22 protein-coding genes are annotated in these 26,278 nt (G+C 71.0%); 18 read left to right on the top strand and 4 right to left on the bottom strand.

What is annotated here, in order from left to right; genetic code table 11:
* Positions 1-8: 8 nt before the first annotated feature.
* Entirely contained in the window at positions 9-1,844 is a 1,836-nt protein-coding gene (locus ASD11_RS03870; protein ID WP_156464571.1) for a CDP-glycerol glycerophosphotransferase family protein, read from the bottom strand.
* 52 nt (positions 1,845-1,896) lie between these two features.
* Between ASD11_RS03870 and ASD11_RS03875 the strand changes: the two genes are divergently transcribed.
* The 4 genes from ASD11_RS03875 to ASD11_RS03890 all read left to right on the top strand — a co-directional run bounded on the left by ASD11_RS03875 (position 1,897) and on the right by ASD11_RS03890 (position 5,980).
* Entirely contained in the window at positions 1,897-3,243 is a 1,347-nt protein-coding gene (locus ASD11_RS03875; RefSeq protein ID WP_082554154.1) for a TrkH family potassium uptake protein, read from the top strand.
* Positions 3,236-3,910, top strand: a complete 675-nt coding sequence (locus ASD11_RS03880) for a potassium channel family protein (protein WP_056283521.1) — start codon at positions 3,236-3,238, stop codon at positions 3,908-3,910. The genes ASD11_RS03875 and ASD11_RS03880 overlap by 8 nt, the downstream gene beginning before the upstream one ends.
* Positions 3,911-3,991: 81 nt before the next feature.
* A complete protein-coding gene (locus tag ASD11_RS03885; RefSeq protein ID WP_056283524.1) occupies positions 3,992-5,689 on the top strand; it encodes a sodium:solute symporter family protein in 1,698 nt (565 codons plus the stop codon).
* Between the two features lie 9 nt (positions 5,690-5,698).
* Positions 5,699-5,980: a hypothetical protein gene (locus tag ASD11_RS03890; RefSeq protein ID WP_056283527.1), complete on the top strand. Its 282-nt coding sequence runs from the start codon at positions 5,699-5,701 to the stop codon at positions 5,978-5,980.
* A gap of 1 nt (position 5,981) precedes the next feature.
* Here the strand turns inward: ASD11_RS03890 and ASD11_RS03895 are convergent, their stop codons facing one another.
* Positions 5,982-6,551 (bottom strand): 1-acyl-sn-glycerol-3-phosphate acyltransferase, encoded by a 570-nt coding sequence (locus ASD11_RS03895; protein ID WP_056283530.1) that lies wholly within the window; start codon positions 6,549-6,551, stop codon positions 5,982-5,984.
* A 73-nt stretch (positions 6,552-6,624) separates the two neighbouring features.
* Between ASD11_RS03895 and leuS the strand changes: the two genes are divergently transcribed.
* The 9 genes from leuS (at position 6,625) to ASD11_RS03940 (ending at position 18,585) form a co-directional block, all read left to right on the top strand.
* Positions 6,625-9,318: a leucine--tRNA ligase gene (gene leuS, locus ASD11_RS03900; RefSeq protein ID WP_056283533.1), complete on the top strand. Its 2,694-nt coding sequence runs from the start codon at positions 6,625-6,627 to the stop codon at positions 9,316-9,318.
* A gap of 43 nt (positions 9,319-9,361) precedes the next feature.
* Complete coding sequence (locus ASD11_RS03905) at positions 9,362-10,201, top strand: DegV family protein (RefSeq protein ID WP_056283536.1); 840 nt, start codon at positions 9,362-9,364, stop codon at positions 10,199-10,201.
* Between the two features lie 126 nt (positions 10,202-10,327).
* Entirely contained in the window at positions 10,328-11,149 is an 822-nt protein-coding gene (locus tag ASD11_RS17695) for a ComEA family DNA-binding protein (RefSeq protein WP_235503234.1), read from the top strand.
* 1 nt (position 11,150) lies between these two features.
* Positions 11,151-13,376: a ComEC/Rec2 family competence protein gene (locus ASD11_RS03915; RefSeq protein WP_056283539.1), complete on the top strand. Its 2,226-nt coding sequence runs from the start codon at positions 11,151-11,153 to the stop codon at positions 13,374-13,376.
* Positions 13,377-13,476: 100 nt separating this feature from the next.
* Complete coding sequence (locus ASD11_RS03920) at positions 13,477-15,114, top strand: acyl-CoA dehydrogenase family protein (protein WP_056283542.1); 1,638 nt, start codon at positions 13,477-13,479, stop codon at positions 15,112-15,114.
* Complete coding sequence (locus ASD11_RS03925) at positions 15,111-16,103, top strand: crotonase/enoyl-CoA hydratase family protein (protein ID WP_056283545.1); 993 nt, start codon at positions 15,111-15,113, stop codon at positions 16,101-16,103. The genes ASD11_RS03920 and ASD11_RS03925 overlap by 4 nt, the downstream gene beginning before the upstream one ends.
* Entirely contained in the window at positions 16,100-16,837 is a 738-nt protein-coding gene (locus ASD11_RS03930) for a PaaX family transcriptional regulator C-terminal domain-containing protein (RefSeq protein ID WP_056283552.1), read from the top strand. The genes ASD11_RS03925 and ASD11_RS03930 overlap by 4 nt, the downstream gene beginning before the upstream one ends.
* A gap of 63 nt (positions 16,838-16,900) precedes the next feature.
* A complete protein-coding gene (locus ASD11_RS03935; protein WP_156464572.1) occupies positions 16,901-18,151 on the top strand; it encodes an HNH endonuclease in 1,251 nt (416 codons plus the stop codon).
* A gap of 65 nt (positions 18,152-18,216) precedes the next feature.
* A complete protein-coding gene (locus ASD11_RS03940; RefSeq protein ID WP_156464573.1) occupies positions 18,217-18,585 on the top strand; it encodes a hypothetical protein in 369 nt (122 codons plus the stop codon).
* 9 nt (positions 18,586-18,594) lie between these two features.
* On the opposite strand, the gene ASD11_RS18475 is transcribed toward ASD11_RS03940, so the two are convergent.
* Positions 18,595-19,278 (bottom strand): hypothetical protein, encoded by a 684-nt coding sequence (locus ASD11_RS18475; protein WP_200940078.1) that lies wholly within the window; start codon positions 19,276-19,278, stop codon positions 18,595-18,597.
* Positions 19,279-19,364: 86 nt separating this feature from the next.
* Here ASD11_RS18475 and holA point away from each other — a divergent pair, with 86 nt between their 5' ends.
* Entirely contained in the window at positions 19,365-20,339 is a 975-nt protein-coding gene (gene holA / locus ASD11_RS03950; RefSeq protein ID WP_056283559.1) for a DNA polymerase III subunit delta, read from the top strand.
* 86 nt (positions 20,340-20,425) lie between these two features.
* Here the strand turns inward: holA and rpsT are convergent, their stop codons facing one another.
* Positions 20,426-20,686, bottom strand: coding sequence for a 30S ribosomal protein S20 (gene rpsT, locus ASD11_RS03955; RefSeq protein WP_056283563.1), 261 nt, complete (start codon positions 20,684-20,686; stop codon positions 20,426-20,428).
* Between the two features lie 126 nt (positions 20,687-20,812).
* Between rpsT and ASD11_RS03960 the strand changes: the two genes are divergently transcribed.
* The 4 genes from ASD11_RS03960 (at position 20,813) to hemW (ending at position 26,161) form a co-directional block, all read left to right on the top strand.
* On the top strand, positions 20,813-21,151 hold the full coding sequence (locus ASD11_RS03960) for a hypothetical protein (RefSeq protein WP_056283566.1): 339 nt from the start codon (positions 20,813-20,815) through the stop codon (positions 21,149-21,151).
* A gap of 54 nt (positions 21,152-21,205) precedes the next feature.
* Entirely contained in the window at positions 21,206-23,068 is a 1,863-nt protein-coding gene (gene lepA, locus ASD11_RS03965) for a translation elongation factor 4 (RefSeq protein ID WP_056283569.1), read from the top strand.
* Positions 23,069-23,152: 84 nt separating this feature from the next.
* The gene (locus ASD11_RS03970) at positions 23,153-24,988 is read left to right on the top strand and encodes an AMP-dependent synthetase/ligase (protein WP_056283571.1); all 1,836 of its coding nucleotides are present in this window, start codon (positions 23,153-23,155) and stop codon (positions 24,986-24,988) included.
* Entirely contained in the window at positions 24,989-26,161 is a 1,173-nt protein-coding gene (gene hemW, locus ASD11_RS03975) for a radical SAM family heme chaperone HemW (RefSeq protein WP_056283573.1), read from the top strand.
* The last annotated feature ends 117 nt before the right edge of the window (positions 26,162-26,278 follow it).

Below are 26,278 nucleotides of genomic sequence, written 5' to 3' on the forward strand. Positions count from 1 at the left end.
CCGACACCTTATCGGTCGAGCACCTCGTCGGAGCCCAGCGCCGCGTCGTCGACCTCGTGGGCCGTCCTGAGCCCCACGTACTGGGCCCGTTCGGACTCGGCGCGGCTGATGAAGGCCTCGATGGCCGCGGCGAAGGCGTCGAGGGTGCGGCGCTCCGGCGGACCGAGGAGGTAGGTGGCGAGGGTGGCGCGGTCGGCGGCCCGCTCGTCGGGGAGCTGCCCGGTGACGACGCCCACGAGCTCCTCGATCCCGCTGCCGTCGCGAGCGATGACGGTGGCGGCGCCCGCGGAGGGGTAGGCGGCGCGGAAAGCAGCCTCGTCCAGGGCGTCGTCGGCCAGGCCCGTGTGGTTGAAGACCGCGAGCGGCTTCTCGCCCGCGAGGTAGTCGGAGACGACGCTGGAGATGTCGGTGACGAGCGCCGTGGACGTGTTCATCCAGTCCTCGATGGCCCCGCCGCGCACGACGCGGTGGTCGAGGCCGGTGGAGGCGGCCGCCTCGGTGACGAGGGCCGCGATGCGCGCGCTCGCGTTGCGGTACTTGGCATCGCGCTGGCCCGTGAACGGGTGGGGCTTGTAGACGACCCGCACGGGCGTCGGGGACGCCAGCAGGGCCTTCACGACACGCTCGCCGACCGACGAGACGGAGGAGTACTCCTGGAGCGTGTTCACACCCTCCCACGTGGGCGCGTAGAGGACGGTGGGGACGGGCTCGTCGCCGAGGCGCGGCTCGGGCCGGATGGCGTGGACCTGCGGCCGCCCCACGAAGCGGAACTGGCTCTCGTGGATGCCCAGGCCCGAGACCCGGTAGCGGTCGGCGCCGGCCTCCCCGGCGACCCACAGCTCGTCGTAGACCCGGGAGAACGGGTTGGCCGACGCGCTCTTGTCGGAGTCGCCGTGCCCGATGAAGGCGCTCATGACGTGCGGCAGGCGCAGCAGGTGGATGTTGTTGCCGGTGTTGGTCGGGTAGAGCGCCACGCGGACGGACGCGAAGTCGAGCATGAGCAGCTCGCCGGGCGCGGACAGCTCGAGGACGGGGAGCGAGGTGCGGCGCATCGTCGTGAAGAGCGCGTGGTCGCGCAGCACGACCAGCACGCGTCGGTCGAGGTGCTCGAGCGACTCGAGCCAGGTGTTGATCTGGTAGGCCGCCCCCAGGGGGCCGCTGAGGTGGAGGACGACCTCCGGCCGGTACTCGTCGATGAAGTCCTGCACCTGGCGCAGCGGGGGAGTGAAGCCTGTGGCGCGCTTGGCCTGACGCATGCGCCAGGAGGCCAGGGCGTCGGGGACCGTGAGGGCCGCGAGGTAGGCCACGCCGGCGAGCCCCAGCAGCAGCACGAAGCCCCACGCCAGGCCGAGGAGGGCGGGCGCGAGCGTGAGCAGCTGGCTGCCGACGATCGCGATGCCTCGCTGCGGCGGGCTGACGTGCATCGTCGGGCTGCCGGGGATGTTGCGGGTGTTCATGGGGCGCAGAGGACCCACGCGGCGGTACTCGGTGTGCAGGGCGCGCAGGCTCAGGACGGCGGACTCCAGGACGGCGACGACGACGAAGACCCGCAGGGCTGCGGTGGAGTCGACGTGCTCGGCCGCGAGCAGCGCCACGACGACGCGCAGCACGAAGCGCATCGGCAGGCCGAGAGCGGCCTGGTCGAGCAGCTCGCCCAGGGCCCGGGCGCGTCGCTCCAGGACGAGCTCTCCGGGGACGGAGAGGAGCAGGAGCACGACGGCGGGCCAGGCGAGTCCGCTGACCGCCAGCACGCCGGCGAGGAACAAAGCCCCGACGCAGCTCAGGAGCGCCGGGAGCCCGCCCGTGCTGCCCAGACGGGCCAGGATCGCAGAGAGCCGAGACACGACGCGAAGGTATCACCGGCGCCCGGGCCCACGGTCGGTCTACGCTCGGTCCGTGCCCCGCCTCCGTCTGCCGGCCTCCGTCGCGCACCCCGTGCGGTTGCTGCCCCTGACGTTCCTCGCGCTCATCGTGCTCGGGGCCATCCTGCTGATGCTGCCGTTCGCGCACACCCGGCAGGGGTCGGCCAACTTCGTCGACGCCCTCTTCACGGCCACGTCGGCGGTCACGGTGACGGGTCTCGCCTCGGTGGACACCAGCACGTACTGGACCGTGCCGGGCCAGGTCATCATCCTGGCGCTCGTCGAGGTGGGCGGCCTCGGCATCATCGCCCTGGCCACGATCCTCGGTCTCTTCGTGGGCGGGCGCCTGGGCGTGCGGACCCGGCTGCTGGCCCAGGCCGACATGCACGTCGTGAGCCTCGGCGAGGTGCGGCCGCTGCTGCGTCGCGTGGCCATCACGATGTTGTTCTTCCAGACCATCATCGCCGTCGTGCTCACCCTGAGGTACCGCCAGACGTACTTCGACGACTGGGGCACGGCGGCGTGGCACGGGGTCTTCGACTCCGTCATGGCGTTCAACAACGCCGGCTTCTCGCTCAACCCCGACAGCATCACGCGGTACGCAGGCGACAGCCTCGTGGTCCTGCCCATCTCGGCCGCTGTGTTCATCGGCGCCATGGGCTTCCCCGTCCTCGCAGAGCTGTGGCAGGAGTGGCGCACGCCGCGCACCTGGACCATCCACACGCGCCTCACCGTGTGGGGCTCGGTCATGCTGCTCGTGGTCGGGACCGTGGCGTTCCTGGCCTACGAGTGGAGCAACCCCAGCACCCTCGGTGGTCTCGACTGGCACGACAAGCTCGTGACCGGTGTCGAGGGCGGCATCATGCCGCGCTCGGGCGGCCTCAACAGCTTCGACTGGGGCTCGGTGAAGCCCGAGACGCTCAACATCGGCGTCGTCATGATGTTCATCGGCGGCGGCAGCGCCAGCACCGCCGGCGGCATCAAGATCACGACGTTCCTGCTGCTCGCCTACGTGATCCTCGCCGAGCTGCGGGGCGACCCGCAGGTGACGATCGGGCGCCGCGCGATCAGCGCCGCGACGGTGCGGCAGGCCGTCAGCATCGCGCTGCTCGCGGTCATGCTCGTGGCCAGCTGCACGCTCGTCATCATGTCCATGACGTCGTTCGAGTTCGACGAGGTGCTGTTCGAGACCACGTCGGCCTTCGGCACCGTCGGACTGAGCACCGGCCTCACCACTCAGCTCCCCGCCGACGCGAAGATCGTGCTGGCGGTCTTGATGTTCATCGGCCGAGTGGGCACCATTGCAGCGGCGTCCGCCTTCGTGCTGCGCGACCGAGTCCGGCGGTTCCGGCTTCCCGAGGAGCAACCGATCATTGGCTAAGCAGAGCGACACCGCACCCAACGCCCCCGTCATCGTGCTCGGCCTGGGGCGCTTCGGCACGTCCGTGGCCCGGTCCCTCGTGCACCTGGGCCACGAGGTCCTGGCGGTCGACGAGCGACCCGAGATCGTCCAGCGGTACGCGAGCGACTTCACGCACGTCGTGGCCGCCGACACCACCGACACCGAGGCGCTGCGCCAGATCGGGGCCGAGCAGTTCGACGTGGCCGTCGTGGGCATCGGTACCGACCTCGAGGCCAGCGTTCTCACCGTGCTGGGCCTGCTCGACCTGGGCGTCAAGGAGGTCTGGGCGAAGGCCATCAGCGGCAAGCACGCCGCCATCCTGGAGCGCGTCGGGGCCACGCACGTCGTGCGACCGGAGTCGCAGATGGGCAAGCGCGTCGCCCACCTGGTGACCGGCACCATGACCGACTTCATCGAGTTCGACGACGGGTTCGCCATCGCGCGCACCAAGGCTCCGGTGTGCACGGCCGACCGCACGCTCACGGACTCCGCGGTGCGCCAGAAGTACGGCGTCACGATCGTCGGCGTGAAGTCGCGCGGCCAGGACTTCACCTACGCCCAGGCCGACACCTTCGTGACCGACGGTGACGAGCTCATCGTCTCGGGCCCCACCTCCAAGGTGGAGGCCTACTGCGCCCTCAGCTGACGCCCGCCTCGCGACCCGCGAGCCCCAGGAGTAACGTGCCGAGAGGTCGGCCACGGGGGGCGACAGCAAGGAGAAAGAACCGTGCTCGCAGCGGCCGACGGCCCGTTCCGTCTGAACGCAGACTTCTTCGACTACTCGATCATCGCGCTGTACTTCATCGTGGTGCTCGGCATCGGCATCATCGCCCGACGCCAGGTCTCGAGCAGCATCGACTTCTTCCTGTCGGGGCGTTCGCTCCCGGCGTGGGTGACCGGTCTGGCCTTCATCTCGGCCAACCTCGGTGCGGTCGAGATCATGGGCATGAGTGCCAACGGCGCCCAGTTCGGCATGGCCACCGTCCACTACTTCTGGATCGGTGCCGTCCCGGCGATGCTGTTCCTCGGCGTCGTGATGATGCCGTTCTACTACGGCTCCGGCGTGCGCAGCGTCCCGGAGTTCATGCGCAAGCGGTTCGGCACCGGCGCGCACCTCGTGAACGCGCTGAGCTTCGCCATCGCCCAGCTGCTCATCGCCGGCATCAACCTGTACCTGCTCGCGACGATCGTGAACCGCCTGCTCGGCTGGCCGCTCTGGGTCTCTCTCGTCGTCGCCGCCGCCATCGTGCTCAGCTACACCGCTCTCGGCGGACTCTCGGCGGCCATCTACAACGAGGTCCTGCAGTTCTTCGTCATCGTGGCCGCGCTGCTGCCGCTCACGATCATCGCGCTCCACAAGGTCGGCGGCTGGCAGGGCATCCAGGACCGGATCCAGCCCGGCCAGGAGCAGCTGTCCTCGTGGCCGGGCACCGACCTCACGGGCATCGACAACCCGGTCCTCTCGGTGATCGGCCTGGTCTTCGGCCTCGGCTTTGTGCTCTCGTTCGGCTACTGGACGACCAACTTCGTCGAGGTGCAGCGCGCCATGGCGTCGTCGTCGGTCTCGGCGGCCCGCCGCGCGCCCATCATCGGCGCGTTCCCCAAGATGTTCATCCCGTTCATCGTGATCATCCCCGGCATCATCGCTGCGATCGTGGTGCCGGAGCTGGCCAACCTGAAGTCGGGCAGTGGCGACACCGGCGGAGCCACCTACAACGACGCGATCCTCCTGCTCATGCGCGACCTGCTGCCCAACGGCATGCTCGGTGTGGCCATCGCCGGCCTGCTCGCCTCGTTCATGGCCGGCATGGCCGCCAACATCTCGGCCTTCAACACCGTCTTCAGCTACGACCTCTGGCAGCAGTACGTGGTCAAGGACCGCGAGGACTCGTACTACCTGGCCACGGGCCGCATCGCCACGGTCGCCGCGACCGTGATCGCCATCGGCACCGCGGCCATCGCCTCGAACTACGACAACCTGATGGACTACCTGCAGACGCTGTTCGGGTTCTTCAACGCTCCGCTGTTCGCCACGTTCATCCTCGGCATGTTCTGGAAGCGCATGAGCGCCACCGCCGGCTGGACGGGGCTCGTGGCCGGCACCCTCGCGGCCGTCGTGGTGGCCGTCGCCGGCCAGGACGTCCTGGGCAGCCTGAGCCAGGGCTGGGTCAACCTGAGCGGCCAGGGCGCCAGCTTCGCCGCCGCGGGTGCGGCGTTCGTGGTCGACATCGTGGTGAGCGTCGTGGTCACCCAGTTCACGAGACCGCGCGAGGAGTCCGAGCTGCGCGGGCTCGTCTACTCGCTCACGCCCAAGGAGTCGCTCGTCGACGCAGGCGAGGGCGTCCTGTCCTGGTACCAGTCACCCACCCGCCTCGCGGCCATCGGGCTCGTGCTCGTGATCGCCCTCAACCTCATCTTCCGCTAGGAGCCGGCCATGGCAGAGAACATCTCGGACAACACCCCCCAGGGCACCTCGCAGCACACCGCGGGCGCCTTCGACATCCGCAACCTCATCGGAGGCCTGATCGGCGTCTACGGCATCATCCTGACGCTGCTGGGGCTCTTCAACGCGAGCGACGAGGAGCTCGCCCGCGGCGACGGCCTCAACATCAACCTCTGGGCCGGCCTCGGGATGCTCGTGGTCGGCATCGGGTTCATCACGTGGGCCCGGCTGCGCCCGGTCGTGGTCCCGTCCGACCCCGAGCAGGAGAGCTGACTCAGCGGGGCGCGTCCTCCTCGCGCAGGCGCGGCACCGTGGCGTTCTCGGGGCGGATGCCGAGCTTGTCGGCGTAGAAGGCCCGCACCAGGTCCATGTCGGCGCTGACGTCGCCCGTGGGGTGGAACGACGTCCCGAAGCCCATCGTCTTGGTGGGCGGGTCGTAGAAGGCCAGCACGACGGGCAGCCCGGTCTGCTGGGCGATGCGGTAGAAGCCGGACTTCCAGTACTCGCCCTGGGAGCGGGTGCCCTCCGCGGCGAGGATGAGGCGGAACGGCTCGCCTGAGCCGGCCTCCTCCAGGAGGCCGTTCACCACGGCGGCCGGGTTCTTGCGGTCGAGCGGCACGCCGCCCAGGGCCCGGAGCAGCCAGCCCAGGGGTCCCTTGAAGAGCTCGCGCTTCACGAGGACACGTGGATGGGCCCCGTCGTGCCACATCACGAGCAGCATCGTGACGAAGTCCCAGTTGGACGTGTGCGGGGCTCCGACGAGGATGCCGGAGTCCGGGACGGACCCCACCATGCGGAAGCCCTTCCGTCGGGCGATGAACCGAGCCAGGCGCTGTCTGAGCATCGCCCGAGCGTAGCGGGCCCTCCGACCCGTCCTGCCGACCCGACCGGTCCGGCCCGCTCGGTAGGATCGACGGGTGAGTTCCGAGCCCTCAGCACCCTTCCGCTACACCGCCGCACTCGCCGCCGACATCGAGTCGCGCTGGCAGGACCGCTGGGAGGCCGAGGGCACCTTCGAGGCGCCCAACCCCACCGGCGACCTCGCGCCGTCGGACGGTCGGGCGCTGCCCGACGACAAGTACTTCATCATGGACATGTTCCCGTACCCCTCGGGCTCGGGTCTGCACGTCGGTCACCCGCTCGGGTACATCGCCACCGACGTCGTCGGTCGCCATCAGCGCATGCGGGGCAAGAACGTCCTGCACGCCCTGGGCTACGACGCCTACGGGCTGCCGGCGGAGATCCATGCCATCTCCACCGGTGAGCACCCGCGCGACAACACCCTCGCCAACATCGCGAACATGAGGCGGCAGCTGCGTCGCCTGGGCCTGGCCCATGACCCACGCCGCTCGTTCGCCACCATCGACCCCGACTTCGTGCGGTGGACGCAGTGGATCTTCCTGCAGATCTTCAACTCCTGGTACGACCCCGAGGCCGGCCGCGCGCGCCCCATCAGCGAGCTCGTCGAGAAGCTGGGCACCTCGGACCCCGCCGTCATCGACACGTACCGCCTCGCCTACGTGAGCGAGTCGCCCGTCAACTGGTGCCCCGGCCTCGGCACGGTGCTGGCCAACGAGGAGGTCACCGCCGACAACCGCAGCGAGCGCGGCAACTTCCCGGTCTTCAAGCGCAACCTGCGCCAGTGGCAGATGCGCATCACCGCCTACGCCGACCGCCTCGTCGACGACCTCGACCGCGTCGACTGGCCCGAGCCGGTCAAGATCATGCAGCGCAACTGGATCGGTCGCTCGCACGGCGCCGAGGTGGAGTTCGCCTCGCCCGCCGGTCCCATCCGCGTCTTCACCACGCGTCCCGACACGCTGTTCGGCGCCACCTTCATGGTGCTCTCGCCCGAGCACCCCCTCGTCGACGCGCTCACCACGCCCGAGCAGGCCGACGCCGTCGCCGCGTACCGCCGCGAGGCCGCCGCCAAGACCGACGTCGAGCGCCAGGAGAACAAGGAGAAGACAGGCGTCCGCACGGGCAGCACGGCCACCAACCCGGTCAACGGCGAGCAGGTCCCGGTGCTGGTGGCCGACTACGTCCTCATGGGCTACGGCACGGGCGCCATCATGGCCGTCCCCGACGGCGACGCCCGCGACGCCGAGTTCGCCGAGGCCCAGGGCCTGCCCACCGTGCAGGTCCTCGACGGCGGCACCCTGGTCAACTCCTCCAACGACGAGGTGAGCCTCGACGGCCTCTCCGTCGAGGACGCCAAGGCCACGATCATCGCGTGGCTCGAGAAGCAGGGTGCCGGGTCCGGCACCACCACGTACCGGCTGCGCGACTGGCTCTTCAGCCGTCAGCGCTACTGGGGCGAGCCGTTCCCCATCGTCTTCGACGAGTCCGGGAACGCCATCGGCCTGCCCGACTCCATGCTGCCCGTCGAGCTGCCCGAGGTTCCCGACTACTCGCCGCGCACCTTCGAGCCCGACGACGCGCAGTCCGATCCCGAGCCGCCGCTGGGCCGGGTCGAGGACTGGGTCAACGTCACGCTCGACCTCGGCGACGGCCCTCGGCAGTACCGCCGCGAGACCAACACGATGCCCAACTGGGCCGGCTCCAGCTGGTACGAGCTGCGCTACACCGACCCCCACAACGCCGACGTGGTCACCGACCCCGCCAACGAGGCCTACTGGCTGGGCCCGCGCACGCCGGGGTCCACCGGCGGCGTCGACCTGTACGTCGGCGGCGTCGAGCACGCCGTGCTGCACCTGCTCTACGCCCGCTTCTGGCACAAGGTGCTGTTCGACCTGGGTCACGTGAGCAGCGAGGAGCCGTTCCAGCGGCTCTTCAACCAGGGCTACATCCAGGCCTACGCGTTCACCGACGCCCGCGGCGTGTACGTGCCGGCCGAGGACGTCGTCGAGGAGGCCGACGGCACCTTCACGTACGAGGGCCGGCCCGTCCGGCGTGAGTACGGGAAGATGGGCAAGAGCCTCAAGAACTCCGTCACCCCCGACGACATGTACGAGGCGTACGGCGCCGACACCCTGCGGGTCTACGAGATGAGCATGGGCCCGCTCGACGTGTCGCGGCCGTGGGAGACGCGAGCCGTCGTCGGCTCGCAGCGCTTCCTCCAGCGGGTCTGGCGCCTCGCCGTCGACGAGGACTCCGGCGAGACGGTCGTGTCCGACGAGCCGCCCACCGAGGAGAGCCTGCGGGTCCTGCACCGCACCATCGAGGGTGTCGCGGCCGACATGGAGGGGCTGCGGTTCAACACCGCGGTGGCCAAGCTCATCGAGCTCACCAACCACCTCACCAAGGTCGACGACCGGTCGCGTGCCGTGCTGGAGCCGCTCGCGCTCATGCTTGCGCCCTTGGCGCCGCACCTCGCGGAGGAGCTGTGGACGCGGCTCGGGCACACCGGGACGCTCACGTTCGAGCCCTTCCCGGTCGCCGACCCGCAGTACCTCGTGGCCGACACGGTCACGTGCGTCGTGCAGGTGCAGGGCAAGGTCCGGGCCAAGCTCGAGGTCTCGCCCACCGCCACCGACGACGAGCTCACCGCTGCTGCTCTCGCGGAGGAGAACGTGCAGAAGTCCATCGACGGCCGCGAGGTGCGCAAGGTCATCGTCCGGGCGCCCAAGCTCGTGAACATCGTCGTGTGACGCACGTCATCCGGGTCCCGCGCGGGCCGGTAGGGTTCGCGGCATGAAGATCGCCGTCGTGACCGACTCCACGGGCTCGCTCGATCCCGCGGACGCGGCGCGGGAGGGCATCGTGGTCGTCCCGCTCCAGGTCATCATCGGGGCCGACGTGCACTTCGACGGCACCGTCCCGTCGGAGCAGATCGCCCAGGCTCTCGCCGACTTCGTCCCCGTCAACACGTCGCGGCCCTCGCCCGAGGAGTTCCTCGCGGCGTACGAGCGCCTCGCGGCCGGCGGCGCGGAGGCCATCGTCTCGGTGCACCTCAGCGCCAGCATGTCGGGCACGGTGGAGTCGGCCCAGCTCGCGGCCAAGCAGTCCTCCGTCCCCGTCACGGTGGTCGACACCCGGCAGGTCGGGCTCGCCACGGGCTTCGCGGCCGGTCGGGCCGCGCGCGTGGCCGCCGAGGGCGGGAGCGTCGAGGAGGCCGCCGAGGCGGCCCGCACGGCGGGGGAGTCCTCGCAGGGCTTCTTCTACGTCGACACCCTCGAGTACCTGCGCCGCGGTGGCCGGGTCGGCGCGGCCGCTGCGCTCATCGGGTCGGCGCTGTCGGTGAAGCCGCTGCTCACCATCAAGGACGGCTCGGTCGTGCCGCTCGAGCGGGTGCGCACCACGTCCAAGGCGCTGTCGCGGCTCGAGGCGCTGGCCGTCGAGGCCGCCCAGGCCTGTCCCGACGGCTTCGACATCGGTCTCCAGCACCTCGCGAGCCCCACCGTGGCCGAGGGCGTGGCGGCCCGGCTGGCCACGGCGCTCGGCCTCGACGCGGTGGCGGTCGACGAGCTCGGCCCGGTCATCGGGGCCCACGTCGGCCCCGGCACCGTGGCCGTCACCGTCACTCCCCGCTGACCCTCGCCGTCTCGTCCCGGAGGCCGGTCGACGGGTCGTCCACAGCCCGGTGCCGGACGGCGGTCCGTCCACAGGCCGGGCTCCGGCCCCTGGTGGCACCTGCCTGCGCTGCCTAGCGTCGGGACGGTGAAACGCCGACACCTGCCCGAGATGACCCCCGAGACCCGGGCCGAGGTCGCCCGGCGCCGGCTCGAGCAGCTGGCGCTCTCGTTCTCGGGCGGGGAGACACCGCCGCCGGTGATCGACGACTACGAGGACGACGACGACCCCGACGAGGGCGTCTCCGTCCGTCCGCCCCGCCACGTGTCGGCCTCGGCCCTGCGCTCCCGTCCGGTGCTCAGCGCCACCCACGTGCGCATCGCCGCGGCCGCTGCCGTGGCCGTCGGCATCGTCCTCACCTGGTGGCTCCTCGCCGAGCGGCCGCGGTCCGCCGACGTCGGCACGCCCGTCACCCTCGCCGGCGCCCGCGACGGACCGGCCGCCGCCTCGTCGGCGAAGCCGTCCTCGGCGGCCACGCCCTCGGAGGTGGTCGTCGACGTGGCCGGAGAGGTGAGACGTCCGGGCATCGTCACGCTGCCGGCGGGCTCGCGCGTGCACGAGGCCATCGCCAAGGCCGGTGGGCTGAAGCGCGGCGTGGACACCACGTCGCTCAACCTGGCGCGGCTCCTCGTCGACGGCGAGCAGGTCCTGGTGGGGTCGGCGGTCCCGTCGGCTGCGACCGGGCCCGGCGGCGGTCCCGCTCCCGTCCCGCCGGGTGCGGCCGTGAACCTCAACACCGCCACCCTCGAGCAGCTCGACGCCCTGCCCGGCGTCGGCCCGGTCACCGCGCAGCACATCCTCGACTGGCGCACCGAGCACGGGAGGTTCGCGGCGGTCGACGACCTCCTCGACGTGCCGGGCATCGGTGACAAGACCCTGGCCGACCTGCGCGACCTCGTCACCGTCTGACGTGCGGGACCTGCGACTCGTCCTTCCGGCGGTCGCGGTCTGGGCCCTGGCCGCCGGTCTCGTCGGAGGGCCGAGTGGGCTCTCGGTCGGCGTGGCCGTGGTCGGGGTGCTCGCCGCCACGCTGCTCGCGCCCCGGTGGCGCGCCGTGGGCCTCGTCGCGCTACTCGCAGCGCTGGTCGCCGCCTCCTGCGCCTGGCGGCTCGCCGACGTCGAGGCCTCGCCCCTGGCCGACGCGGCCAGGACGCGGGCCCTGGTCACGGTGGAGGCGCAGGTGGCACGCGACCCGCGCCGGTACGAGCGGTTCGGGGTCACGTCGAGCGTCGTCGAGCTGCGGGTGCTGCGGGCCACGCTGGGAGGGCGCACCACGGCGGGTCGGGACACCGTGGTCGCGTTCCTCCAGGGCCCGGCCGACGACCTGGAGGTGGGCGAGCGACTCGTCGCGAGAGGCAGGCTCGGTCCGGCCGACGACACCGACACCGTTGCGAGCCTGCGGGTCGTGCGTCGGTCCTCGGCACGGTCCGCCGCGTGGTGGTGGCGGGCCGCCAACCGGGTGCGGGTCGGGGTGCGGGAGTCCATGGCCCGGTCGTCCGAGGAGCCGCGGGCACTCGTCCCGGCGCTCGTCGACGGCGACGACGCCGCCGTGAGCGAGCAGGTCCAGGACGACTTCCGTCAGTCCGGCCTCACCCACCTCCTGGCGGTGTCGGGGACGAACCTGACCATCGTGGTCGGCGTCGTGATGATGCTGCTCAGCCGGACGAGGGCAGGCCCTCGGCTCCGGCTCGGCGTCGGGCTGGTGGCCGTCCTGGGCTTCGTGCTGCTCGCGCGACCCGACCCGAGCGTCGTGCGAGCGGCCGCCATGGGCGTCGTGGGGCTCGCGGCGCTGGGTCTCGGTTCTCGAGGTGGTCTGCGCGTGCTGGCCGTCGCGGTGATCGGCCTGCTCGTCGCCGATCCCTGGCTGTCGAGGACCGCCGGATTCGTGCTGTCCGTCTGTGCCACCGCCGGCATCCTGGTGCTCGGCCCGCCGTTCACCGACCGGCTCTCTCGCTGGATGCCGCGCTGGGCCGCCGTGGCCGTGGCGGTGCCGTGCGCCGCCCAGCTCGCCTGCACGCCTGCCGTCGCCGCCTTGTCGGGGGAGGTGTCGCTCGTGGCGGTGGCGGCCAACCTTCTCGCGGCCCCGGCGGTCGCACCCACCACGGTCCTCGGCCTCGTGGGCGGCCTGCTCCACCTCGTCGCGCCGCCGGTGTCCGAGGTCGTGGGTCTGGTGGCGGGCTGGGGCGCGGCCTGGGTGCTGCTCGTGGGTCATCGCGCGGCGGAGCTCGCCGGCGCCTCGGTCGTGTGGCCCGGTCCGTGGTGGACGTTGCTGGTGGCGGTCCCCCTGGTGGCCTGGGTGCTCTGGCGCGGGCTCGCCCGACCCTGGGTGGCTGCCGGCCTGGCGATCGGGCTCGGGCTCGTGATGGTCCGCCCACCGCAGCCGGGGTGGCCGGCCGACGGCTGGGTCATGGTGTCCTGCGACGTCGGGCAGGGCGACGCCACGGTCGTACGGGTCACCGATGACGCCGCGATCGTGGTCGACGTCGGACCCGACCCCGCCGCCCTGGGCCGGTGCCTGCGCGACCTGCGCGTCCGGTCCGTGCCGCTGCTCGTGCTGACCCATGCCCACGCCGACCACGTCGACGGCTGGGCCGGTCTCGGCGGACGTCGGGTCGGGGCCGTGCGGGTCGGACCCACCGGTGGCCCTTCGCTGCGACCTGCGGCCCGACGTCTCGCCACCGGTGAACGGTTCTCCGTGGGCGACGTCGGGATCGAGGTGCTCTGGCCTGGCGGGGACCTCACCACGGAGGAGGACACCTCGAGCAGCGAGGGCTCGGGGGTCAACGACGCGAGCCTCGTGCTGCGGGTCACCACGCACGGCGTGCGGCTCCTGCTCACGGGCGACGTCGAGCCCGACGCCCAGGACGCCATCGTCAGGTCCGGCGCCGACCTCGGTGCCGACGTCCTCAAGATGCCTCACCACGGCAGCGGCCGGCAGTCGGAGCGCTTCTTCCGGGCCGTGAACCCCCGGCTGGCCACGATCAGCTCGGGGGAGGGCAACGACTACGGCCACCCCGCAGCCGCGGCGCTGGACCTCCTCCAGCGACTCAGCATCTCTGCCTGGCGCACCGACCTGCACGGCGACGTCGCAGTCGTCGAGCGGGACGGCCGACTCCGCGTCGTGACCCGCAAGTAGTGGGGGCGTTCTGGTCCGGGGACTGATTACAGTTCTGGAACAACCGTCGAAATTGTGTAATGCTTCTCGCGAGGCCGCCCGGGCCGCGCGAGGAGGAACCATGTCTGCCACCCACGTCGTGACCAACCAGGTCCCGCCGCTCGTCGACTTCGACGCGGCCGACTACCCGGTGATCCTGGAGGCACTGCACCGCGAGGGAGCCGACCACGCCGTCGAGGAGCTGCACGAGGTGGGCCGTCTGGCCGGGAGCGCGGCGTCGCTCGAGCTGGGCGACCTGGCCGAGGCGCACCCGCCGGTCCTCCACACCCACGACCGCTACGGGAACCGCATCGACGAGGTGAAGTACGACCCGAGCTACCACCAGCTCATGACGACGGCCGTCTCCCTGGGCCTGCACGGGGCGGTCTGGAGCGACCCGCGGCCCAACCCGCACCTGACCCGCGCAGCGCGGTCGTCGGTCTGGGGGATCACCGACGCCGGCCACGGCTGCCCCATCTCCATGACGTACGCCGTCGTCCCCGCGCTGCGGGCCAACGCCGACCTCGCGGCGGACTACGAGCCGCTGCTCTCCACGCTCGAGTACGACCCGTCGCTGCAGGCGCCGCTCGCCAAGCGCGGCCTCATCGCCGGCATGTCCATGACGGAGAAGCAGGGCGGCTCCGACGTCCGCGCCAACCGCACCGAGGCCGTCCCGCAGGCCGACGGCTCGTACCGCATCACCGGCCACAAGTGGTTCACGTCGGCGCCCATGTCCGACCTGCTGCTGGTCCTGGCGCAGGCCCCGGGTGGCCTCTCCTGCTTCTTCCTGCCGCGGGTCCTGCCCGACGGCACGCGCAACGCCATGGCCGTCCAGCGCCTCAAGGACAAGCTCGGCAACCACTCCAACGCGAGCAGCGAGGTCGAGTACGACAACGCGACGGGCTGGCTCGTGGGGGAGGAGGGTCGCGGTGTGCCGACCATCATCGAGATGGTCAACATGACGCGGCTCGACTGCACCCTCGGCTCGGCCACCGGGATGCGCGTCGGCGTCCAGCAGGCCGCCCACCACGCTGCGCACCGCTCGGCGTTCGGCGCGGCGCTCGCCGACCAGCCCCTCATGCGCAACGTCCTGGCCGACCTCGCCGTCGAGGCGGAGGCGTCCACCACCGTCGCGCTGTGGCTGGCTGCGCTGACCGACCGCGCGGTGGCCGGCGACGAGCAGGCCTCCGACCTGCGACGCATCAGCCTCGCGGTCAGCAAGTACTACGTCTGCAAGCGCGGACCGGTGCATGCGGCCGAGGCGCTGGAGTGCCTCGGCGGCAACGGCTACGTGGAGGACTCCCGGATGCCACGTCTGTACCGCGAGGCACCGCTCATGTCGGTGTGGGAGGGGTCGGGCAACGTGGCTGCCCTCGACGCGCTGCGTGCGATGGCACGACAGCCGCAGACCGTCCAGGCGCTGTTCGACGAGCTCGACCAGGCCGCCGGCGCCGACGCCCACCTCGACGCCGCAGTGCTGCGCCTCAAGGACTCCTTCACCGACGTCGACTCGCTGCAGCACCGGGCCCGGTCCGTCGTGGGCGACATGGCCCTCGCGCTGCAGGGCTCGCTCCTCGTGCGTCATGGGCACCCGGCCGTGGCCGACGCCTTCACGCGCAGCCGTCTCGGCGGCGACTGGGGCAGCGTCTTCGGCACCCTGCCCCAAGGCGTCGACACCGCCGCGATCATCGAGCGCGCCACGCCCAAGGTCGGCTCGTGAGCGCGGGCGAACGGCCCGCGGCCTGGCGCGAGGCCCAGACCGAGGGCGACGACTCGCTCTACGCCGGACGGCCCACCCCCGTCGACCACGCCACCTATCCCACCCTCACGTACGAGGTCACGGGCCGCGTCGCGCGGCTCACGTTCAACCGCCCGGCCCAGGGCAACGCCATCACCAACGACACTCCGCTCGACCTGGCGCACGCCGTCGAGCGGGCCGACCTGGACCCGCGCGTCCACGTGATCCTGCTGAGCGGACGCGGCAAGGGCTTCTGCGGCGGCTACGACCTGTCCATCTATGCCGAGAACGGCGCGTCGCCCGACGGCGAGACCGCCGAGGGGACGGTCGTCGACCCGGTCGTGCAGGCGCGCAACCACGACCCGGCCGGCACGTGGGACCCCATGGCCGACTACGCCATGATGAGCCGCTTCAACCGGGGATTCGCCTCCCTGCTGCACGCCGACAAGCCCACCGTCGTGAAGATCCATGGCTTCGCCGTGGCCGGCGGCAGCGACATCGCGCTCTTCGCCGACCAGGTCATCTGTGCCGACGACGCCCGCATCGGCTACCCGCCCACCCGCGTCTGGGGCGTTCCCGCAGCAGGGATGTGGGCGCACCGCATCGGCGACGCCAGGGCCAAGCGGCTGCTCCTCACGGGCGATTCCCTCACCGGCCGGCAGGCCGCCGAGTGGGGCCTCGCGGTCGAGTCCGTCCCGGCTGACCAGCTCGACGCCGCCACCGAGGACCTCGTGGAGCGCATCTCGAACGTGCCGGTCAACCAGCTCATGATGGTCAAGCTCGCGCTCAACAGCGCGCTGCTGTCCCAGGGCGTGCTGAACTCCGGCATGGTCAGCACCGTCTTCGACGGGGTCTCGCGGCACACGCGTGAGGGGTACGCGTTCCAGCAGCGCGCCGCCACCGTGGGGTTCCGGGAGGCCGTCCGCGAGCGCGACGAGCCCTTCGGCGACGCCAAGCCGCGGCCGTCGTGACGGAGCCGACCGCCACACGCCTCGGCGTCCGGCCGCTCACGGCGCGGTCGGCCATCCTGAGCGTCCTGCTCGGTGCCCACCCGCCGGAGGCCGCGGGCAGCTCGATCGTGCGCTGGGGACGCGGCGTGGGAGTGAGCGAGCAGGCCGTCCGCGTCGCGCTGACCCGGATGGTCGCGACCGGAGACCTGGAGCGCGAGGACTCGGTCTACCGCCTCAGCGAGCGGCTCCTGGCCCGTCAGAGGCGACAGGACCGCGCTCTCGAGCTGCGGCCCGTCGCGTGGGACGGGACGTGGCACATGGCCGTGGTGACGGCGGTGGGTGCCGACGCGGCTCGACGGGCCGACGTCCGTCAGCGCATGCTCGCGGACCGCTTCGGTGAGCTGCGCGAGGGGGTCTGGGCGCGCCCGGCCAACCTCGGCTGGCAGCCGGGGCCGGACCTGTCGTCGAGCCTGGAGGTCTTCACCGCCACGCCCGACGGCCTGAGCGCCGGTGGCCTCTCGGCCTCGCTCTTCGACCTCGACTCCTGGGCCGGCACCGCCCGCGACCTGTCGACGGCCCTCGAGGCCTCCGACGACCTCGCCGAGCGCATCGCCGTGGCAGCAGCCATCGTCCGTCACCTCGTGACCGATCCTCTGCTGCCGCCCGAGCTGCAGCCCTCTGACTGGCCCGGCCCCGAGCTGCACGCCACCTACGCGCAGTTCCGCGCCGAGCTCATCGCCCTCGCCGCGCAGTAGGGACCAGGCAGCACCTCTCCGGTGCTTTCCGGGCTGTCTGAGGGTGCCCCTAGGTTCAGGGACATGGCAGCAGAACTGGCAGAAGGCATTGGAACGGCAGCGTATTCGTTCGCCGACGTGGTCCGGTCGATCGTCGTGGTCGAGCCCGACCCCGACGAGCTGCCCGGCGCCCACCTCATCGACACGATCAGCGCCTGCGAGCAGGTCATCCGAGCCGCCGAGGCCATCCAGGCCCAGCACGCGGGGATGCTGCTGGCCGAGCGTGAGCCGCTCATGGAGGGCCGTCACGCGTTCCTGTCCGCGGCCGGCGAGACCGCGCTGGCCCGGGGGATGTCGCCCAGCGCGGGCATCACCCAGCTCGAGACCGCCATCACCCTGAGCCGCCTCCCGGCCGTCCAGGCCGCCTGGGTCGATGGGCTGGTCTCGGGCGTCACCGTCCGCGCCATCGTCAAGAACCTGCCCTCGCTCGACCACGCCTCCATGGCGCTGTTCGAGGCCGAGCTCGAGCCGCACCTCCCAGGCCTGACCCCACGTGCCGCCGCCGAGCTCACCCGGTCCCTGACCCTCGAGATCGACCCCGACGAGGCCGACCGCAAGGCCCTGGCCGCCCGCGAGGACCAGTACGTCTTCGTCGCCGACGAGGCCGATGGCGTCGCCACTCTCATCGCGCACGGTCCCGCCGAGCTGATCCACCAGATCGCCGACCCACTCCTGGCATCGGCCCGCCGCGCCAAGAACGACCCGGGTGACCAACGCTCCCGCGGCCAGGTCATGTTCCAGACCCTCCACGCCTCGGCCGTCGCCGGACCGAACCCGGAGCTCGAGACCATGCGGACCCTCGAGCTCGCTGTCGTGATCAGCGCCGAGCACCTCCTCGGCGCCGGCGACACTCCGGCCGAGCTCGTCGGCCACGGACCGGTCGCCCCGGTCGTCCTCGACCAGCTCATCGACGAGGCCGATCGGGTCTTCTACCGCCGCCTGGTCACCGACCCCGTCGACGGCCGGCTCCTGCACACCGACCCGAGGCGTCGGCTCTTCACCGGTGCCCTGGCCCGTCACGTCCGCTACCGCGACAAGCGCTGCCAGGGACCCTCCTGCGACGCGGCCATCGCCGAGATCGACCACGTCCGCGAGTTCCAGCACGGGGGACCCACCACCGCCGAGAACGCCGAGGGCCTCTGCGTCACGACCCACACCATGAAGAGCATCCCCGGCTGGGCCGTCAGCCACGACGGCGCCACCTGGACCACGCCCACCGGCCACACCTACCCCAGCCCACCCCCACCCGACGTCGTCCGCCGCCGACGAGAGTGAGACGGCTCGCGCGGGCCAGGGATCAGGCATGCTGGCTGTCTCAGCGCTGGAGGAGAGGAAGTGACGTGCCAGCAGTCCTGAAGGTGTTCCTGGCCGTGCTCGTCATGCTGGCTTCGCTCGTCCTCGGCTTCCTGGTGCTCACCGACAGCGCCTACGCCTCGCTCGGGCCGCGTGACGAGAACGAGTGCGGGGCGGTGGGACTCGTGATGCTGGGGTCCGGCCACACCATCCCTGTCAGCGACGACGACGGACGCCGGTACGACACCGAGGCCTGGGAGAAGGCCTGTGTCACGGCAGCGCGCCGAGAGGCCCTCTGGGCCGCCCCACCCCTGGCGACGGGCCTGGCCTCGGCCCTCTACCTCGGCGCGGGCCTCAGCCGGGTCGTCCGACGATCTGCGGCGGAGGGACGGTCACGAGGAGCGCTCGTCGGCTGACCAGGTCGGTCACTGGCCGTAGGTGAACCGGAGGTCGGCGAAGAGCAGCTGGTTGATCCGCTTGAGGACGTGGCCGCGCTTGCTGGCGTCGGGCGGTGGAGCGTCGGTCAGGACCACGAACATGAGGTGGGTCCCTCCGTCCTCAGGTTCGAGCGTCATGTCGATCCAGTCGGTGGGGCGGCTCGGCCACAGGCTCGACCAGACGACCCGACCAGGACTGCTGGACTCGAGGACCTGAGGCGGCACCTCGTCGTCGAGGAGGCGGAGCCACGGGCGGGGCCCCTCGGTGCGGGGCGAGACCAGGTCGGCCCAGACGACGGCCGGGGGAGCGGGTAGGTTCCGCCCGCGGCGGCCGTACTCCCCGACGACCGGGTCGCGCGGGAACACGCGGCCATGACGTCTGACCATCAGCTCTGCGATGGAACGGGCCTCGCTCTCCTCTGAGTCGTTCTTCATGAGGCGGACGGCCAGCCGGTGGACGTCGCCGCGCTCGGCGAGCTGGAGGTCCTGGGCGCAGTAGAAGACAGCGTCGACCCAGTCCGACGGGTCGCCGGTGGCCTCCGCCAGGTGGGTCGCGAACGCGCCACACACGTGGCAGTGAGCGGCATCCCGTTCGCGCGCCATCGCCTCGAAGTCGGTCGGCGGGATGGACTGGCCCGAGCGATGCTCGACGCGATCGTCCGGCTCAGCCATGGTCGCTGCTCCGATCGCCTCGCATGGCTCGATCCTAGGGCGCGACGGGTGGGGGAGATGTCGTCGCGCGGCACTAGGCTGGCTCCGTGGCCACCGCGTTCGGCAAGATCCTGCTCGTCACGGGCAACGCTGAGTTCCTGTCCGACCGGACCCGGGCCCGGGCCTCGTCCGCCATCACGGCCGAGCAGGCCGAGTGCGACGTCACCACCGTCACCGCCGCCGGACTCGGTCCCGGTGAGATCGCCGGACTCACCAGCCCGTCGCTGTTCAGCAGTGCGTCCGGACTGGTCATCACCGAGCTGCAGGACCTGCCCGACGTCGCCGCGCAGGAGCTGCTGGCCTACGCCGCGGACCCCTCGCCCGACGTCGCCGTGGTCCTGGTCCACGGGGGAGGGCAGAGGGGCAAGGGCGTCCTCGACAAGCTCCGCGCCCAGGGCGCGGTGCACGAGGTCAAGCACGAGTCGCCCAAGTACGAGCGCGACTACGCCCGCTGGGTCGCCGGAGAGCTGCGCGACCTCGGCGCCACGATCGACGAGCCGGCCGCCATGCTGCTCGTCACCGCGGTCGGCCAGGACCTGCGGGCGCTCGCCGGCGCCGCCGACCAGCTCTCCTCCAGCGTCGAGAAGGGCCAGCGCATCGACGTCGACATCGTCCGCAAGTACTTCGGCGGCCGCGCCGACGTCCGCGGCTACGAGATCGCCGACGCCGCCATCGACGGTCGCATCGACCTCGCCCTCGAGCACGTGCGGTGGGCCGAGGCCGCCAGGGCCGCGCCTCCAGTCGTCGTCATCGCCGCGGTCGCCACGGGCCTGCGTTCGCTGGCCCGGCTCTCCGACGCCCGGCAGGGGCTGTCGGAGGCCGAGCTCGCCAAGCACGTGGGTGTGCCGCCGTTCAAGCTGCGCATCCTGCGGGGCCAGCTGCGCTCGTGGACCCCGCGCGGGCTCGCCAAGGCCCTGGGTGCCGTGGCCAGGGCCGACCTCGAGGTCAAGAGCGGCGAGGCCGACGGCGCCTTCGCCGTCGAGCGGCTCGTCCTCCAGGTCGGCGCAGCGCGGGGTCGCTGACCTCCCGCGCGCAGCGCGTCGTCCCCGGGAACGACGAAGCCCCCGACCCGAAGGTCAGGGGCTCGTGTGCGCTGAAGGGCGTCGACTCAGAGCGAGGCGGCCTTCTTGGCAATGGCCGACTTGCGGTTCGCGGCCTGGTTCTTGTGGATGACGCCCTTGGAGGCAGCCTTGTCGAGCTTCTTGGTGGCCTCACCGGCGAGCTTCTTGGCATCGTCGGTGTTGCCGGCGTCGATGGCCTCGTTGAAGCGACGGACAGCCGTCTTGAGCGCGGAACGCACCGACTTGTTGCGCTCGCGCGCAGCCTCGTTCTGAAGGTTGCGCTTGATCTGCGACTTGATGTTCGCCACGGGGTGACCTGTTCTCTCGTACGGCTCAGGAAGAATGCAAAGCAATAGGGCGTGCATGCACGCGACCGCCCACGTTACCAGTGGGGAGCGGGCGAACCCAAATCGGGCGAGATCTAGACTGCCGCCATGCAGTCGCTCTACGACGTCCTGGTCTGGGTCCACATCGCGTGCTGGGTGCTGGCCCTCGTCGGCTACGCCATCACGCTCCCCGCGGCGCGGGTCAACGGGCTGCTGGCCCACGGCCTGACCGCGGCCTTCCTGCTGGGCATCGTCCTGGTCGGGATCGCGTCGGGCAGCGACGACGTGAGCGACCCGAACAACGCCAAGGCCGCCGTGAAGCTCCTCGTCGCCTTCCTGGCCGTCGGTCTGGCTCACTCCACCCGGCGGCGCCCCGCGCCCAACCCGCTCGCCCACGTGGTGGCCGGCCTGATCCTGGTGAACGTCGTCATCGCCTACGCCTGGTAGCCGGGGCAGGCGGGTTCGTCGGCACGGCCGGGCGGGTGGGATGATGTCCGGACCATGAGCACCCGCCCCACGACTGTTCCCCAGGTAGGGGCCACCGACCCTTCGGTCCTGCGCAACTTCTGCATCATCGCGCACATCGACCACGGCAAGTCCACGCTCGCCGACCGCATGCTCCAGCTCACCGGCGTCGTCGACGACCGCGCCGCCCGGGCGCAGTACCTCGACCGCATGGACATCGAGCGCGAGCGTGGCATCACCATCAAGAGCCAGGCCGTGCGGATGCCGTTCACCAAGAGCGACGGCGACGACGCGGGCACGCACTACGTCCTCAACATGATCGACACCCCGGGTCACGTCGACTTCACGTACGAGGTGAGCCGGTCGCTCGAGGCCTGCGAGGGCGCCATCCTCCTGGTCGACGCCGCCCAGGGCATCGAGGCCCAGACGCTGGCCAACCTGTACCTGGCCATGGAGGCCGACCTCCACATCATCCCGGTGCTCAACAAGATCGACCTGCCCGGCGCCCAGCCGGAGAAGTACGCCGAGGAGATCGCCGGCATCCTCGGGGGCGACCCGGACGACGTCCTGCGCGTCTCGGCCAAGACGGGCCAGGGCGTCCAGGAGCTCCTCAACCTCATCGTCGACGAGGTCCCGCCGCCCCAGGGCGACCCCGACGCCCCGCCGCGCGCGCTCATCTTCGACTCGGTCTACGACACCTACCGCGGCGTCATCACCTACGTGCGCGTGTTCGACGGCAAGCTCAGCCACCGCGACAAGATCAAGATGATGTCCACCGGCACGGCGCACGAGATGCTCGAGGTGGGCGTCATCTCGCCCGAGCCCGTCAAGGCAGACCATCTGGGCGTCGGCGAGGTGGGCTACCTCATCACGGGCGTGAAGGAGGTGCGGCAGTCCCGCGTGGGCGACACCGTCACCTCCAACGTGAAGCCCGCCAGCGAGCCGCTCGGTGGCTACGCGCACCCCAACCCCATGGTGTTCTCGGGCCTGTACCCCATCGACGGCGACGACTTCGCCACGTTGCGCGAGGCGCTCGAGAAGCTCCAGCTCAACGACGCCGCGCTGGTCTACGAGCCGGAGTCGTCGGGAGCCCTGGGCTTCGGGTTCCGCATCGGCTTCCTCGGCCTCCTGCACCTGGAGATCATCCGTGAGCGGCTCGAGCGCGAGTTCAACCTCGACCTCATCGCCACGGCGCCCAACGTCGTCTACCGCATCGAGCTGGAGGACGGCAGCGAGCACGTCGTGACCAACCCCAGCGAGTACCCCAACAGCGGCAAGATCGCCAAGGTCTTCGAGCCCATCGTCGACGCCACCATCCTGGCGCCGAGCGACTACATCGGCACCATCATGGAGCTGTGCCAGGCGCGCCGCGGCCAGCTGCAGGGCATGGACTACCTCTCCGAGGACCGCGTGGAGATCCGGTACACGCTGCCCATGGGCGAGATCATGTTCGACTTCTTCGACTCCCTCAAGAGCCGCACCAAGGGCTACGCGTCGCTCAACTACGACCTCTCGGGCGAGCAGGCGGCGGACCTGGTCAAGGTCGACATCCTGCTGCAGGGCGAGATCGTCGACGCGTTCAGCGCGATCGTCCACCGCGACAACGCCTACGGGTACGGCGTCTCGCTGGCCGGCAAGCTCAAGGAGCTCATCCCGCGCCAGCAGTTCGAGGTGCCCATCCAGGCCGCCATCGGCGCCCGCGTCATCGCCCGCGAGAACATCCGCGCCATGCGCAAGGACGTCCTCGCCAAGTGCTACGGCGGCGACATCAGCCGCAAGCGCAAGCTGCTCGAGAAGCAGAAGGAGGGCAAGAAGCGCATGAAGATGGTGGGACGCGTCGAGGTGCCCCAGGAGGCCTTCATCGCCGCCCTCTCGACGGGCGAGTCGCGGGTCGAGTAGCCGCAGGTCAGGGGGTGCTAGCACGGACCCCTCGTGCGTTAGGGTGATCGGCACCACATACTCCCCGAATGTCTGAGGAACCCCATGTCGAGGACCGCCACCCCCGAGCAGCTCGAGATCGTCAACAACCGTGGCAGGAGCATCGCGCACCTGTTCTTCGACCGCGTGACGAACACCCCCAACCGGGAGGCGTTCCGCTTCCCCGACGAGAACGAGGTCTGGCAGTCGCTCACCTGGGCGCAGGCCGGCGAGCAGGTCACGCGCCTCGCCGCGGGCCTCATCGCGCTGGGCATCGAGCCCGAGCAGCGCGTCGCCATCGTCTCCGGCACCCGCTACGAGTGGATCGCCGCCGACCTGGCCATCAACGCCGCCGCGGCCGCCACCACCACGGTGTACCCCACCACCGGCATCGAGGACGAGGCATACATCCTGTCCGACTCCGGCAGCCGCGTGGTCTTCGCCGAGGACGACGAGCAGGTCAAGAAGCTCCTCGAGAAGAAGTCCGAGCTCCCCGACGTCATCAAGGTCATCACCTTCGAGTCCGCCCTCACCGACGGTGACTGGATCATCTCCCTCGAGGACCTCGACCAGCTGGGCACCGAGCACCTCACCCTCAACGGCTCGGCCGTCGAGGACCGCGTGGCCAACATCAAGCCCGAGGACCTCGCCACGCTGATCTACACGTCCGGCACCACCGGCCGTCCCAAGGGCGTGCGGCTCACGCACGACAGCTGGTCGTACGAGGGCGCGGTCATCGCCTCGCAGCAGATCCTCACGGTCGACGACCTGCAGTTCCTCTGGCTGCCCATGGCGCACTCGTTCGGCAAGGTGCTCCTCTCGAGCCAGCTGGCCATCGGCTTCCCCACCGCCATCGACGGTCGCGTCCCCAAGATCGTCGACAACCTCGCCATCGTGAAGCCCACCTTCATGGGCGCGGCCCCCCGCATCTTCGAGAAGGCCTACGGCCGCATCGTCGGGATGACGGAGGAGGAGGGCGGCGTCAAGCTCAAGATCTTCAAGTGGGCCGAGCAGGTCGGCCTCGAGCACTCCCGCGCCATCCGCAGCGGCAAGAGCATCTCGCCGGTGCTCAAGGCCAAGCACGCCGTCGCCGACAAGCTCGTCTTCTCCAAGGTCCGCGACCGCTTCGGCGGCCGGGTCCGGTTCTTCATCTCCGGTGCCGCAGCCCTCAGCTCCGACATCGCCGAGTGGTTCCACGGAGCCGGTGTCCTGATCCTCGAGGGCTACGGCCTCACCGAGACGTCGGCGGGTGCGTTCGTGAACCACCCCGACGACTTCAAGCTCGGCTCGGTCGGACAGGTCTTCCCCGGCAGCGAGGTGCGGATCGCGGAGGACGGCGAGGTCCTCATCAAGGGCCCCAACGTCATGAGCGGCTACCACAACCTCGAGTCCGAGAGCGCCACCACCATCGAGGACGGCTGGCTCCACACCGGCGACGAGGGCCGGCTCGACGAGGACGGCTTCCTGTTCATCACCGGTCGCAAGAAGGAGCTCTTCAAGACCTCCGGCGGCAAGTACGTCGCTCCGCCGCACATCGAGGGCGTCTTCAAGGGCATCAGCTCCCTCACGAGCCAGATCATCGTGCACGGCAACGAGCGCAACTTCTGCACCGCCCTCATCACGCTCGACCCCGACGCCGTCGCCGAGTGGGCCGCGGCCAACGGCAAGGCCGGGCAGTCGTACGCCGAGGTCGTCTCCTCGCCCGAGATCCACGCCATCATCTCGGGCCAGATCGACGAGCTCAACCAGCGCGTCAACCGCTGGGAGACCATCAAGAAGTTCGCCATCCTCGACCACGACCTGTCGGTCGAGTCCGGTGAGCTCACGCCCAGCATGAAGGTCAAGCGCGCCGTCGTGGAGGCCAACCAGAAGGAGCTCCTCGACTCCTTCTACGCTGGCTGAGTGAACTTCACCGAACGGCCGCTCCCTGCCCGGAAGCGGCCGTTCGGCGTCACGGCTCCATCGGTACCCGCCTTCGGCGTGTACCTCCACGTCCCGTTCTGCTCGGTGCGGTGCGGGTACTGCGACTTCAACACCTACACGGCCGACGAGCTGGGCGAGGGCGCCACCCGCGCGTCCTACGCCGACACCGCGATCCAGGAGATGCAGCTCCTCGCCGCCGCTCCTGGCGGACGGCCGGTCGAGACCGTGTTCGTGGGTGGGGGGACGCCCACCCAACTCCCGGCCGACGACCTGGTCCGCATGCTGCGCGCCGTCGACGAGACCTGGGGGCTCGCGCCCGGGGCCGAGGTCACGACGGAGGCCAACCCCGACAGCGTCACGCCGCACTCGCTCGCCGTGCTGCGCGCCGGCGGCTTCAACCGGATCTCGTTCGGGATGCAGTCGGCCGTGCCCCACGTGCTGGAGGTGCTGGAGCGCACCCACGACCCGGCCCGGGTCCCCGATGCCGTGCGTTGGGCGAGAGAGGCCGGCTTCGAGCAGGTGAGTGTCGACCTCATCTACGGGGCCCCGGGGGAGTCGGTCGCCGACTGGCGCACGAGCGTGGAGCAGGCGCTCGCCCTCGAGCCCGACCACGTGAGCGCCTACGCCCTCATCGTGGAGGACGGCACGGCCTTCGCGCGCAAGGTACGCCGCGGCGAGGTCGTGATGCCCGACGACGACGAGACCGCCGACAAGTACCTCCTGGCCGACGATCTCTTCGAGGCGGCCGGGCTGAGCTGGTACGAGCTCTCCAACTGGTCGCGCGACGCCGCCGCGCAGTGCCGCCACAACCAGCTCTACTGGAACGGGGACGACTGGCTCGGGATCGGCCCCGGAGCCCACTCCCACGTGGCCGGCTCCCGGTGGTGGAACGTGAAACACCCCGCTGCGTATGCGCGTCGGCTCGCGGAGGGGGAGTCCCCGCGTCACGACGGCGAGGAGCTGGACCCCGAGACCCGGCACCTCGAGGACGTCATGCTGCGGCTGCGTCTGCGCGAGGGCATCGAGACGCATCTGCTCCGCGACCCCGACGCCATGGTGACGGCGGGGTACCTCGAGCCCGTCGGCGAGCGCATGGTCCTGACGCAGACCGGTCGTCTCGTGGCCGACTTCGTCGTCCGCCACGTCACGTGACTCACCAGTAGTCCTGGGCATCTGCCCTAGTCGTGTGAAACGCGTCACATCGGACATCGAGCTGTCCTAGCCTGGTCGTGGGAGAAACATCGGGGGAGAACGGCAAGGGAGCCATGC

The sequence above is a fragment of the Aeromicrobium sp. Root495 genome (genome assembly GCF_001426755.1).
Classification (GTDB): domain Bacteria; phylum Actinomycetota; class Actinomycetes; order Propionibacteriales; family Nocardioidaceae; genus Aeromicrobium.